The sequence below is a fragment of the Erwinia sp. TECH1 genome, from assembly GCF_054057575.1.
Genome location: NZ_JBSRZK010000001.1, coordinates 3968117 through 3981449 on the forward strand (window position 1 = coordinate 3968117; position 13333 = coordinate 3981449).

The 13333-nt window shown below is 59.0% G+C and carries 11 protein-coding genes; all 11 read right to left on the bottom strand.

Annotation, left to right across the window (positions count from 1 at the left end; genetic code table 11):
- Positions 1-11: 11 nt before the first annotated feature.
- The gene (gene tssH, locus ACVWZ0_RS18580; protein WP_253458521.1) at positions 12-2669 is read right to left on the bottom strand and encodes a type VI secretion system ATPase TssH; all 2658 of its coding nucleotides are present in this window, start codon (positions 2667-2669) and stop codon (positions 12-14) included.
- A 176-nt stretch (positions 2670-2845) separates the two neighbouring features.
- Complete coding sequence (locus ACVWZ0_RS18585; RefSeq protein ID WP_253458518.1) at positions 2846-3337, bottom strand: Hcp family type VI secretion system effector; 492 nt, start codon at positions 3335-3337, stop codon at positions 2846-2848.
- Positions 3338-3455: 118 nt separating this feature from the next.
- Positions 3456-5138 carry an OmpA family protein gene (locus ACVWZ0_RS18590; protein ID WP_253458513.1) on the bottom strand — a complete coding sequence of 561 codons (1683 nt, stop codon included), beginning with the start codon at positions 5136-5138 and terminating at the stop codon, positions 3456-3458.
- Positions 5135-5809 carry a type VI secretion system protein TssL, short form gene (gene tssL, locus ACVWZ0_RS18595; RefSeq protein ID WP_253458510.1) on the bottom strand — a complete coding sequence of 225 codons (675 nt, stop codon included), beginning with the start codon at positions 5807-5809 and terminating at the stop codon, positions 5135-5137. The genes ACVWZ0_RS18590 and tssL overlap by 4 nt, the downstream gene beginning before the upstream one ends.
- Entirely contained in the window at positions 5806-7140 is a 1335-nt protein-coding gene (gene tssK / locus ACVWZ0_RS18600) for a type VI secretion system baseplate subunit TssK (RefSeq protein ID WP_253458507.1), read from the bottom strand. The genes tssL and tssK overlap by 4 nt, the downstream gene beginning before the upstream one ends.
- A 12-nt stretch (positions 7141-7152) precedes the next feature.
- Positions 7153-8700: a type VI secretion system contractile sheath large subunit gene (gene tssC, locus ACVWZ0_RS18605; RefSeq protein ID WP_253458504.1), complete on the bottom strand. Its 1548-nt coding sequence runs from the start codon at positions 8698-8700 to the stop codon at positions 7153-7155.
- A 147-nt stretch (positions 8701-8847) separates the two neighbouring features.
- Entirely contained in the window at positions 8848-9345 is a 498-nt protein-coding gene (gene tssB / locus ACVWZ0_RS18610) for a type VI secretion system contractile sheath small subunit (RefSeq protein WP_253458501.1), read from the bottom strand.
- A gap of 585 nt (positions 9346-9930) precedes the next feature.
- Positions 9931-10734 carry a carboxymuconolactone decarboxylase family protein gene (locus ACVWZ0_RS18615; RefSeq protein ID WP_253458499.1) on the bottom strand — a complete coding sequence of 268 codons (804 nt, stop codon included), beginning with the start codon at positions 10732-10734 and terminating at the stop codon, positions 9931-9933.
- Positions 10735-10774: 40 nt separating this feature from the next.
- Positions 10775-11518, bottom strand: a complete 744-nt coding sequence (locus ACVWZ0_RS18620) for a putative quinol monooxygenase (protein ID WP_253458497.1) — start codon at positions 11516-11518, stop codon at positions 10775-10777.
- A gap of 51 nt (positions 11519-11569) precedes the next feature.
- Positions 11570-12583 (bottom strand): aldo/keto reductase, encoded by a 1014-nt coding sequence (locus tag ACVWZ0_RS18625; protein ID WP_253458495.1) that lies wholly within the window; start codon positions 12581-12583, stop codon positions 11570-11572.
- Between the two features lie 26 nt (positions 12584-12609).
- Positions 12610-13173 (bottom strand): NAD(P)H-dependent oxidoreductase, encoded by a 564-nt coding sequence (locus ACVWZ0_RS18630; RefSeq protein WP_253458485.1) that lies wholly within the window; start codon positions 13171-13173, stop codon positions 12610-12612.
- Between the last annotated feature and the right edge of the window lie 160 nt (positions 13174-13333).

Sequence of the window (13333 nt, forward strand, 5' to 3'; positions counted from 1 at the left end):
GGGTTAAGGGGTTACAGCGCGTCCGCCTGCGGGCCGTCAAACTCCAGCACGATGCCCTCTTCCTCATCCCAGTAAAGCCGGAGATGCTGCGGTTTCTGCTTCGCCGCCATCTGCTGTAGCAGCTGCTGGCTCAGCACCGGCAGGATCTGCTGGTTAAGCAGGCTGTCGATATTGCGCGCGCCGGTATCCGGCAGCAGGCAGGCGGCGGTCAGCGCCGCTGGCAGGCTCTCGCCCAGGGTGGTTTTCAGGCCGTAGTGGCGCGCCAGGCGCAGGCTGACCTGGTTCAGCTTCATGTCCACGATAGTGCGCATCGCGGTTTCATTCAGCGGGCGGTAAATCACCGTCTGAAAGCGCGCCAGCAGCGCGGGCTGAAAGTGGTCGCGCAGCATTGGGCGCAGCAGCGTCTGCAACTCGCCTTCCGTGGCGTCCGGGTTCTCTTCCAGCCGCTGCATGATAGCGTCGCTGCCGAGGTTGGAGGTCATCAGGATCACGGTATTGCGAAAATCGATCTCGCGCCCCTCGCCGTCGCGCATAAAGCCGCGATCGAAGACCTGGTAGAACAGGTTGAGCACGTCGCGATGCGCTTTTTCCACCTCGTCGAGCAGCACCACGCTGTACGGGCGCTTGCGCACCGCCTCGGTGAGGATGCCGCCCTGGCCGTAGCCGACGTAGCCCGGCGGCGAGCCTTTCAGCTGCGAGACGGTATGCGGCTCCTGATATTCCGACAGATTAAGCGTAATCAGCGACTTCTCGCCGCCGTACAGCACGTCGGCCAGCGCCAGCGCGCTCTCGGTTTTGCCGGTGCCGCTCGGCCCGACCAGCAGAAACACGCCCTGCGGACCGTTCTCAGCGGTCAGCCCGGTTTTCGCCGCGCGCAGGCGTTGTGCGATGGCATTGAGCGACGCATCCTGGCCGACCACGCGCCTGCCGATTTCCGCTTCCAGAGTCAGCAGCTCCGCCTGCTCATCCTTCATCAGGGAGGAGAGCGGCACGCCGGTCCAGTCGGCAATCACGCCAGCCACCGTACGGGCGTCAACGTCAAGCGCCAGCAGCGGGTTATCCTGCCGGACGGCCAGCAGCTGCTGCTGAAGCTCGCCCGTTTCGGCCTGGCGGCTGATGTCGGTACGGCACGCCAGCAGCCGTTGCGTTAACGATCTTTCGCGATCGTACTGTGCCTCCAGGATCGCCAGCTCATCCCGACGCGCGGCAATCCCGCTTTCAATTTCGGTCAGCCGTCCGTTACGGATGGTCTCGCCGAGAGCGAGATCCTCCTGGAGCCCCTGCTTTTCCATTTCCAGCGCGGTGATCTGCGCGTTAAGAGCGGTGATCGCCTCCGGCACGGTATCCAGGCTCATACGCACGCGCGCGGCGGCAGTGTCCAGCAGATCCACCGCTTTGTCAGGCAGCTGACGTCCCGTCAGATAGCGGCGCGACAGGGTGACCGCCGCTTTTACCGCGTCGTCGGAGATATGGACGCCGTGGTGCTGCGCGTAGCGCGATTTCAGGCCGCGCAGCATCAGGCTGGCGGTCTCGTCGTCCGGCTCGTCAACTTTCACCCGCTGAAAGCGGCGCTCCAGCGCGGCATCCCTCTCAAAGTACTGCTTGTACTCGCTCCAGGTGGTGGCGGCGATAGTGCGCAGCTCGCCTCGCGCCAGCGCCGGCTTCAGCAGATTGGCGGCATCGGCTCCGCCCGCCTGGTTGCCCGCGCCGATAATGGTGTGCGCCTCGTCGATAAACAGCAGCACCGGCGTCGCCGACTGCTGTACCGCTTCGATAACGTTTTTCAGACGCTGCTCGAATTCGCCCTTTACGCCCGCGCCAGCCTGCAACAGCCCCAGGTCAAGGGTACGCAGCGAGACGGTTTTCAGGCTGCCCGGCACGTTGCCTTCCGCAATGCGCAGCGCCAGCCCTTCCACCAGCGCGGTTTTGCCGACGCCCGGCTCGCCGACCAGGATCGGGTTGTTCTTGCGGCGGCGCGACAGGATATCGACCATCTGGCGGATTTCGGTATCGCGGCCAAATACCGGATCGATCAGCCCGGCCTGCGCTTTGGCGGTGATGTCGAGCGTGAACTTGTCGAGTGCCGCCTGTAAGGCTTCACTCAGCGTACCGCCGGATACGCTGCCGTTCGCCTGCTCCTCCGCCTCGCCCAGCGTCGTGGATAAGACGTTAAGGCTCTCCTGCTGCTGCACTTCCGGGCGCTCGTCGGACTGCGCGTCCAGCAGCGGACGCAGGCGATCCAGCTGGCTGCGGCTCAGGCTCAGCAGCGGCCACAGCCCTTCGCAGCCAACCAGCGACGGCTTATCGGTCAGCGCCGCCAGCAGGTGGTGGCTGCGAATATGGGCGGCATCGTCTTCCAGCGAGGCGATCAGCCACGCCTGCTTAATCAGCGCCAGCAGCGAGTCGGCAAGCCCAGGGCGGGTGCGCACCGAACGCGGTACGTTATCCAGCCAGCTCAGCAGAGCCTGCCAGATACCATCCATGTCCCATTCATAGCGACGCGCCAGCACGGTGATATCGCCTTCGCCCTGCTCCAGCAGCTTCAGCAGCCAGTGCTCAATGCGGATTTCGCTGTGGGCGCGGGTCTGGCACAGCGACGCGGCGGCCTCCAGCGCGCGGGCGCAGAACGGATTTAAACGACGCAGCAGAACGGCCGACTGGTTTTCCATATGTTCTTCTCTCTTCCGTAATTAATCAGGTTCAGACACGCTACCGCCCGTCGCTATTCCCTGCTGTGAGGAACCCGAAGCGCATCAGGTCAGAAGGTGGGATTATTTGCTGAGCCGCCGCTCAGCAGTGGCTCAGCAAATAAAACAGCGGGCGGCGAACCGCCCGCTGGGGCTTATCAGGCAGTAGTCCGTTCGTTCCAGGAGTCGGAATGAATGATGTTGCCGTCTTTATAGGTCCAGGTGATTTTTTCGTAGCGCAGTTCGATACGCTCCAGGTGGTTATGCTTCTCCTTCGAGGCGTCCTTGACGTCGTGCATCAGCGGAGCCACTTTCACCAGCTTGACGTTCTCCAGTTTGGTATTGAAATACTCCACTTCCTGACCCGCATCGTTGATGCGATACCACTTGAACTCGGCGGATTTCAGGGTCTGGCCGGTGGTCACCGCTTTATAGAGGTACGGGCTGGAGGAATCGATTTCCTTGGCGAACATAAACGGCGTATGCACGCGGGTGCCGGTCAGCTTGCCGGTGTTGTTGTCGGTCGGGATGTACAGGTTATGTTCCTGCGCCAACACTTCGATGCTGCCTTCACGATCTTTCACATCCACGGAGCCTTTGATGTCCGCGCCGCCGTCGTCTTTCAGCCACAGATAGACTGGAATTGCCATGTGTTACTTCTCCTTTTTATCCCGTCCTAATTTGTGCCGCCTTCTGGCTGGCCGCCGCCGTTTTCCCCGACCACAGCATGGGAAAATGCGCTCAGCGGACGCCGCGAGACAGCCCGAACTATTCAGGGTTTGCTGTTATGTCATCATCCTGTGATGACGTTTGGGGATGGTCTGCCGCCAGGCAGGCGTTTGCCTGCGGCACCAGACTAATTTCAACCCGGCGATTTAACGCGCGCCCTGCGGGGGTAGCGTTGGTGGCGATGGGGCGACTGGCCCCAAAGCCCTGCACGGCAAAACAGGTCGGCGAAACGTCGCTGGTTTGCAGCATCCAGTCACGCAGCGCTTCTGCCCGCTTCAGCGACAGCTGCTGGTTGGCCTGCGCCTCGCCGGTACTGTCGGTGTGCCCGGCCACCACAATCAGCCAGCCCGGTCGCGCTTTGATATCCACCAGCGCGTTAACCAACAGCTTCAGCGAGCCGGGTTTAAGCACCGCTTTGCCGGTATCGAACAGCGAAAGGCTGTCGAGGCGGACGGTTTCCGGCACTTTCTCCGCGACGGGCGCCGGTGGCGGCGGCGGCGGAACCCAGGCGCGGATAGCTTCCAGCAGCGGCCGTTGCAGTCGTCCGCCCTGATATAACCCCAGCCCGAGGCGCAGCGGCACGCCGTTGCGGGCATAGTTATCCAGCCCGGCGGCATCCTGACGCAGCACCTCGACCGCCGCCGCTTTCGGCGCGTAGTCGTCCATGGCGATACGCTGGTAATCATTGATATCGAACGCGATGCGCTGTACCAGCTGGCGATTGTTCCAGGCGCTGCTGCACAGCGCGACAATCGCCGCGATAACGAACAGTCCCAGGCCGTAGCGGCAGGCGCGCTGGGGTGGCGTCAGGCCGCCGCCCTCCGGCAACAGCGGCAGAACGCATTCCGGCAGCGGTGAAGATAACGAGGAAGATCCTGCCGGAAGCCACCCGTTGACGCGGTTCAGCGCGCTATGCTGCTGCATCCAGCGGATCCAGAGGGAAGAAGGTGACGCGCCGCCATCAATCACCGCGCTCAGCCCCCGGACGACGCAGACTGGCCGCGCGCCGTCGGTGAATACCGCCTCAACGTGTCGCTGAAGCCACGCCGTCAGGCTGTTGAACAGCGCCTGCTGCTGCCAGGCCGCGTATCCGCCCGCCGCCAGCCAGCTGCTCAGCGTGCAAGGAGCCATGCTGTCGCGCCAGACGCGTACCGACTCGTCGGGCATCGCCGCCTGCCAGAGAGGCTCGTCGATCATCGCGCTACCTACCTGCCCGCACAGCACCAGCGGCACGGAATAGCCGGTTTCGCGCCGTAGCTGCTCGAGCTGCCAGCGCAGCGTCAGCAGCTGGCTGGTCAGGGCTTCATAGTCCTGATGCTGTTGAGGAGAAATACCGATCGTCACCGAAAGCTGGCGGCCCCACTCCGGCCGCAGGGACAATAGCTGACGGCCTACCGCGTCCAGCGCCTGATGCCTGGCCACCCGCACCCAGCAGCCGTGCGCTACGGTCAACACCGAGGCGTCATCCGGCCACGCCTGCGCGCTGTCGCCACAGACCAGCACCACCGGCTGCCGGTAAGCGGTATCAGGAAGATCGTCGGCACATAATGCGTTTTCCTGCGCCGGACGAGGCCGACCGGCCAGCATCGCGATAATCAGCGCCCACCAGCACAGCATCAGTACCACGGCAACAGACCGCGAAACCGGCAGAAAAAGCAGACACAGCCCGGCAGCGAGCAGCCCGGCCCAGAACGCCAGCGTGCGTTGCAGTCCGGGACTCACGGCACGACTCCCGGCAGCAGCGACGCCACCAGGCTGCTCAGCCAGCGATCCAGCCCCCACCAGACGGCGGCCAGTAGCAGGATCGAGAAGCCAATACGCAGCGACCAGCTGGCCAGCCAGCCGCCGAGCCCCCGACCGGGTTTACTTTCCGCCAGTACGCTCTGCGTCCGCGGCCCGCTGAATGGTGCAACCTGATCGTTCAGCGCCTGCACCAGCTTTTCCCGTTCCGGGTCGTTCAGCGAACGATAGCCGCCAAGGAAACCCAGCAGCATCACGCGCTGGAAGCAGGTCAGAACGGCAGGATTTGGCGCAGGTTCGTGCAGGACTTCTCTCATGCGGTTACAGAGCCTGTCGCCAGCGTCCAGCGTGCCGAGGAAATGCCCCTGAAGCGGCATGTGATACCACTGCACGCAGGCGTCATCCTGCACGCCGCGCCCCTTAACGACCTCGTCAATCAGGGCGCATTGCGCATACAAAATATGCTCGCGGCTTTGTTCGTCGTAGCCGGCTTCACTAAGCGCCAGCTGCACCTGTTCCGCTTCTGCCACGCAGCGCTCCCACAGTACGCGCCCTTCCCCCTCCTCAAATACCGGGCCATGGCGCAGACTGATGACCTGCAGCCAGGTGTTTTGCAGCAGCGCGTCGATATCACACTCTTCTTTCTGGCTCATGTTCTCAGCACCGCAAACAGTTCAAGTTCAGGTTCGCCCAACATGCCCGGCACGTAGAACATGCAGTTCCCGCTTGCCAGCATCTCTGCGGCGGCCGGATGCGACAGATCGAGCGCGAAATATTGGTTTTCCAGGCGCAGCGGAATGGCCGCAGGCACGTGATGCAGCGGCTTCAGCGGAATGCCCTGCTGCGAGGCGTTTACCAGCCCGGTAACGTAATCCGGGCTGCCGACTTTGCACTGGCGCGGGAACTGCTCCTGCAGCTGTGCCGCAGGCAAAGGCGAACGGACGGAAAGATAGAAATCCGCCTCCTCGCGCAGTCGGGGATCGTGCAGGCGCGCCAGCCACTGACGCAGCCGCTTATCCTGCTCCAGAGCGACAGGCACCACCCGCGACGGCAGGCTGGCCTCCAGCAAATCGCCCAACAGCGCGAACAGCGGCGGGAAAACGTCGTTCAGCCGGGCATGCTGATAAGCCGGGATGGCGCTGACCTGATGCGCCAGCGAAAAGGTCAGCAGGCTGCCTGCCAGACGCGCCAGCTCAGGATAAAGCCGCTCCGGCGCGCTTTGCGGAAAGCGCAGAAACTGGCTCAGCACCGGTTCGGCGCTGTTCAGCGCGTTGAGCAGCCAGAACAGCGAGACATCGGCAACGGCAAAATCCGCCATGCGCTCGTTGCTTTCGCGGCGCATGGCCATCAGCCGGTTAAGGCGGGTGCGCAGCTGGGTCATCAGCAGGTCAAGCTGCGACAGCAGCCACGGGCTGCTCTGCACCGTAAGTATCGCGGGCAGAAAAGTCTCGTCCTGCGTCCAGCCGCTCTGGCTGTCCTGCTTCAGACGCGCTACCGGACAGACCAGATAATCACTGTTGTCCTGATGGGCAAAACGCAGCGTCAGCTCGGGCTTGATCACCGCAATCTGGCGCGTATCGCCGCCAAACTGGTTACGAATGTCGCGCCAGCGCTGACGATAGCGCACCGGACGTTCGGCAACCTCATCGGGACGCAGGCAGTTGCCGCCGTTCGCCCTGAGCAAGGGCAGCGCAAGCACGACCACGACCTCCTGACCTTCCGGCACGATCGCCGGCGGCAGATCGTCGCCGTTGTCGGTATCGATAAGCGTGCCGTCCTGGAAGCGCACGTGAAGATGACGCGCCTGTAGCCGCCCCAGCTTCAGGATCTCGGGTTCAAATTCGGCGCGGATTACGCCCCAGGGATGATTCAGTCCCCTCTGTGCGATACATTCCGCTGACCAGGCCGCATACGCGGCCTGCTGCTGGAAATGCTGTGGCGAGACCATGACGCCCCGATCCCACAGCGGCTGTTGCGTTTTCATCCCGTCTCCGCCTTACGCTTTCGCTTTTGGCATCTGGGAAACCAGAGACAGGTTGACGTCCATGCCTTCCACCTGGAAATGTGGCACCGCGAACAGCCTGACGCGGAAGAAACCCGGATTGTCTTCGATATCTTCAACCATTACTTTGGCATCGCGCAGCGGATGGGAAGCCTGCAACTCGTCGCCCGGATCGGTCATTTCCGTCACCAGGCCGCGAACCCAGGTATTCAGCTCCAGCTCCAGCAGGCGCCGATCTTTAGTGGTGCCGATGTTTTCGCGCTGGATCAGCTTCAGGTAGTGCGCAATGCGCGACAGCAGAAAGATATACGGCAGGCGCGCGTTGATTCGGCTGTTGGCCGTGGCGTCGGCGGTGTCGTACAGCGTCGGTTTTTGCGTTGAGTTGGCGGAGAAGAAGCATGAATAGTCGCGGTTTTTATAGTACGACAGCGGGATAAAACCAAGGTTGGCAAACTCAAACTCGCGGGTTTCCGGGATCATCACCTCAGAAGGGATTTTCACCTGATTGCCGGTGCCGAGATCGTACAGGTGGATCGGCAGATCGGTCACCGCGCCGCCCGCCTGCGGCCCGCGGATTTGCACGCACCAGCCGTTGTTGATAAAGCTTTTTACCATGTTGGCGGCAAAAGCGAATGAGGCGTTGGTCCACAGATATTTGTGGTGATCCGGGCCTTTCACTTCTTCGACATAATTAAAGCTGCGTACCGGCACGGTATCCGGGCCGTACGGCAGACGCCCGAGCACGCGCGGCATGGTCAGGCCGATGTAGCGCGAGTCATCGCTTTCGCGGAACGACTTCCACTTGATGTATTCCGCGCGGTCGAAGTAGTTACCGATATCTTTAATCGCCGCCACCTCTTCCATATTGTCCTTCAGGAAAAACTGCGGGCCGACCGAACCGATAAACGGCATATGCGCGGAAGCGGCTACTTTGGAGATGTTGCGCAGCAGCGTCACGTCCTGTGCCGAGGCGTCAAACTCCCAGGAGGAGATCAGCGCGCCAATCGGTTCGCCGCCCGGCGTGTCGTATTCGGCAATATAGGTGTGCGCGTACAGGCCGCTCTGGATAATTTCCGGCGCGTCCTCGAAGTCCTGACGCAGATCCTCTTTCGACAGATCGAGCACTTCTATCTTCACGTTCTGACGGAAGTCGGTTTTATCCACCAGCGACTTCAGGCCGCGCCACAGGGATTCGACTTTCTGGAACTCGTCATGGTGCATCACCGCATCAAGCTGGCGGCTGATCTGCTCATCCAGCTGCGCGATATGGTGATCCAGCAGGGTTTTATCCAGTTTATCCACCTGCGAACCGGACTGGTTCAGACATTCAACCAGCACCTTCATGGCGGCGGTTACGCGTTCGTCGACGCTGGCATCGGACATCGCCTGGTTGTCCTGCCAGACGTTCAGGTCGCTGAGATGCGTTACCGGACTCAGATTGATTTTTTCAAACAGTGACGCGTAAACACCGCCCGTAGCAGGGCGATCGAGCACGGTAGCGGTACCGGCAGAGGAGGTTTCATTTTGTACAGACATCAGCATTCTCTTGTATTAGTCCATTAATATTTCCGTCACGCTTCCTGCTGCAAATGCGTCAGCTGCTCGCCTGGCGGCTTAAGTAAGCCTGCCGGGAGCTGCCCGTCTGCCGCCGTGCTGCAACCTGAAGTGTTCGGGACCAGGCGTCAGCAATCAGGCTTTTTCCGTTGCCAGGGCGGACAGTTCGGTGCGCAGTTCGTCACTCAGGGCAGGGTTTTTCAGGATGGTTTCCAGCTCCTTGCGGAAGGTGACGTTATCCAGCAGGTTGGCCTTCAGGTCGCGCAGAAGATTGCGCATCGCCAGCATCGCCTTAAGCTGTGGGATTTGACGCGCCACCTGCTCCGGCTTGAAGTCCTTCATCTCGCGGAAAGTCAGCCGGACGTTTTCCTCACTGCCGTCGTTGGCCAGCGTGTTTTCCACGGAAATATTGAGAGCCGGGGAGAACGCCGCCAGAACGCTGTCGAAGTTGTTTTTATTCACGTTGACTTTTTCACGCTCGGACAGCGCGCGCTGCTCCTGACCGTGGCTGAAGTCGCCGGTGACCAGCAGCTTCAAAGGCAGCTCCATTTTCTTTTGGGCGTTGCCGGTATGCAGATCCAACGTGATGTTAACGCGGGCTTTGGGGATTTCATTCTGATAAGAGTTGCTCATATTTATTCCTGTAAAAAATAAGCATGGAAAGCAGGCAGAGCGCACACTTTCCTTGTGTACGGGCGTGACTATAGCAGCCTGCCCGCCACAGGCAATATGCTGATTTATAATTTGTGATCTGATTTATAAGGGATTTTATTAAAATTTGCGTTAAGTGACTGAATAGGGTAACTAAAAAAGAATCGGATTCATCTTAAAAATTATTCTTTTTTTGATCTCGATCTAATTCAGAGTAAAACCTTTTAATTAGTTAATTACTTAACATTATTTCCAATAATCACCATAACGGCAGTTATTAATCATGATGAATTACATTAAAGTGCTCTACGTTAAGAACGCCCGGTTAGCGCGTGCTACCGCGTCAGAAGCTCATCGGGCAGTGCAGCCGTACAGAGGACAGTCAGGAACTGTTTTGAAGAAGAGCGCGTTCTTGTGAATAAGGAAGCGCGCATGGTCAGGCGGTCAGGCGGTCAGGCGGTCAGGCGGTCAGGCGGTCAGGCGGTCAGAATGGCAGAATGGCAGAATGGCAGAATGAAGCATAAAGGGCCGGCGCAAAAACGCCGGGCATATTGTGCTGATGGCTGTTTAGCCTTCTTTCGCCGCGCGAGCGCGCAGCACTTCGCCTACAACTGGCGCGGCGGAAAACGCATTTGGCCAGCCGGCGTAGAAGGCTGCCTGGGTTACAATCTCACCCGCCTCCTCAGCCGTTAAGCCATTGTCCATCGCGCGGTTAAGGTGATAACCAATCTGCGCGCTCTGCCCCGAGGCAATCAGCGCGCTGACGGTGACCAGGCTGCGATCCCTTGGCGCCAGCGCGGGTCGCTGCCACAGATCGAGAAAAAGAGGCTCGGCCGTAAACTTAACCAGACCGGGAGAAACAGGCCCCACGTTTTTTTCCACCGTTTCCGCCCGCTGTTTTTCCACCTCCTGATTAAGCGGCAACAGCGCCGGAGAGGCTTCGGCTAGCTGTTCGGCGCTGACGCCGCGCTCGTGAAACACACTTTTAGTCGCGGCAATCGCGGCCATGGCATTTGGCCAGCCGGAATAGAAAGCGAGATGCGTGATAATTTCTGATACTTCCGCTGGCGTAACGCCGCTATCCAGCGCCACGCCGACGTAATGGCCAAGCTCGGCAGGCTGATTTCTGGCGATCAGAATAGCCACCGTCACGATGCTACGATCGCGCAGCGACAGCGCGTCGCGTTTCCACAGATCGTCCGTTATAGCCTCACGCCCAAAGCGGGCCAGCGCGGGAGAAACCGACTCGATATCCGCGACCGACAGGGCGGATGGAGTAACCTTCAACATAAATTCACCTCTTTTCTCTTCAGCAAAAGCGACATCGGCAAGGACCAGCGATATCGCGGCGGCGGCAAGCACTTTTTTCATCGTTTAGCCTCAAGGATCCATTAAACGCAAGACAGCATTCTTAACGTGTTTTATCCGGCCTTATACCGCCCTTGTTTGTGAGCAGGACGGGCGTGACAGGGACAGATTCTTTCCTGGCGGACATTTGTGCCGTTTGCGCTATATACGCTCTGAAGTGCGGCGTTGCCCGGTGTTGCTGATACGCAGCGGCGCTGGCGTAGATTTCGTAGAAGTACCAGCGGCGGGTATTTTGCGCATCCGTCGCGGCATACATTGCCAGGACGCCCTCTTCAACTTTTAAAGATTCCGCCATTTCCGGCAGCACGATATTTTTAAACGCCTGCTGATGCTCGGGTTTCACATCGACAATCACCAGGTTATCGATCGTTTTTTCATCCTGAACAATGCGCTTATCGCCCAGGAACTGCGGAACAAGTTCTGTTTTTCTCTCCTTAGCGACCACCTCAGACGCCTGCTGAATAAAAGCCTGATACGCTCTGGACGCTAAATGCTTTTTGTACGCTTCATCATCTGCATATACTTCTACTCTGTAGGTCAGATAAGGGTTGTCCTGATGCCTGAAAGCGTACAGCGCTAAGGTTCCCGGCTCGTTTTCTATAGCGGAACGGCTGGTCATTTTGATGATGTCACGGTAGCGATCGCTTTTTCCCGCTTTAACTTCCAGCTCGACAAGACTCATAGCCGGTTTATTCGCCGCTGTTGCGTCAGTGGCAAACGCCGGGCTGTCGATCGGCAGATACAGCGTTACCGCCAGGATTTGTGCCGCGAGGAGCCTTTTCATCATGATTTACCGTCTCCTTTCTTTGCTATCAGGGCAGGACAATGCTTAACGCGCTCATACCTTCTTTCGATCCTCTGTCTGAGGCGTTTTTTGCGCCATCATCCCCACCAGAGCGTGCGGCTGATAGCACGCCTCCAGAAAGTGAATATCTTCCTGACTGAGCTGCAACTTCACGGCTTTTACCGCGCCGTCGAGATGCTGCTTTTTGGTGGCGCCGACGACCGGCGCGGTGACTTTGGTTAACAGCCAGGCGAGTGAAATTTCGGTCATGGAAACCTGATACCGACGGGCAAGCTCCGCTACGCGTTCAATAATAATGCGGTCCTGCGCCGCCGTTTTATCGTATTTTCCTTTCGCATACGCATCTTCAGCGGCACGCCGCGTTGGCGGATTATCCAGCCGGGCAAGACGACCGCTGGCCAGCGCGCTGTAAGGGGTCATCGCAATATTATCTTCAGCGCATAAGCCGACTAATTCGCGCTCGTCCTCGCGCATAATCAGGTTGTAATGGCTCTGTACGGAAACAAAACCGGTCAGACCTTCCCGCTCGGCCAGCGCATTCGCTTTAGCCAGCTGCCACGCGAAGCAGTTAGAAATGCCGATAGCACGGATTTTGCCCGCCTGAACGGCCTGATGCAGCGTCTCAAGCACCTCAAGTATTGGCGTATGGTGATCCCAGGCGTGACAGATATAGAGATCGATATGTTCCATGCCCAGGTTTTGCAGGCTTTGGTTAAGCGATCGAGCAATAGCCTGTTTGCCGGTAACGCCGCTGGCTATTTGTTGTGGCGTGCGCGGCAGAAATTTGGTGGCGACCACCACCTCATCGCGCCTCGCCATATCCCGCAGCGCCCGGCCGAGATAGCGCTCGCTTGAACCGTTTTGATAGGCTATCGCCGTATCGAAAAAAGTCACGCCCTGCTCCAGGCCGTAACGGATGATCTCACGGCTTTCCGCTTCAGCCAGCGTCCAGCTGTGCTGGCCCGTCGCCGCATCGCCAAATCCCATGCAGCCCAGACAGAGACGGGAAACCGTTAAGTCGCTTTTCCCCAGTTGCGTATAGTCCATTACCTTTTCTCCTTTATTAACAGGATCTAAAGCGCCGGTTTCGACGCTAACGCTTTTAACTGCGCAATGAGCCGTGCGGCGTGATCCTTGGCCAACATTTTCTGCTGTGCGATGTTTTCATCCCGCTCCGCGTAACTTATGCCACAGGTGTACACGGGTGTTTGCATCTCCAGATTGCACAGCCTGGCCGTCGTTTCAAACTGAATAAGATAATCATCAAGGCTATGCCCGAATGCACCTTCAGCAGAATAAAGCGCCTGTGCTGCACCAGTGGTAAAGGAAAGGATAAGTTTTTTGCCGCCGAGTTTTGCCGTTGAACCCTGTGCGAACCCGTGAACAAAAACCTCGTCCAGCCAGACTTTCATGATCCCCGGCAGCGAATACCAGGAAAACGGAAACTGCCAGACGATCGCCTCGGCTTTTAACAACGCCTCCTGCTCGGCCCGCACGTCAATTTGATGGCCCGGATAACAGGCATCCAGACGACGGATTTCCGCATCTGGCAGCGCCTTAGCCACCTCGTTCAGAATGGTTGCGTTACCGATTGACTTCGTCAGATCCGGGTGTCCGGAAATAATAACTGTATTCATTTTTAGCCGTTAATCTCCTTTCTCATTTTCCCTGATTTACCCGGCGGGAGGTTGCCGAAGGAAAGTATAGGCTCGCGATCCTGATAGAATTAGGACAGTATCGGCTTATGGATAATTAGCCTGTGGCTAATAATCAGCGGCGTGGCTGCATCAGGACGAC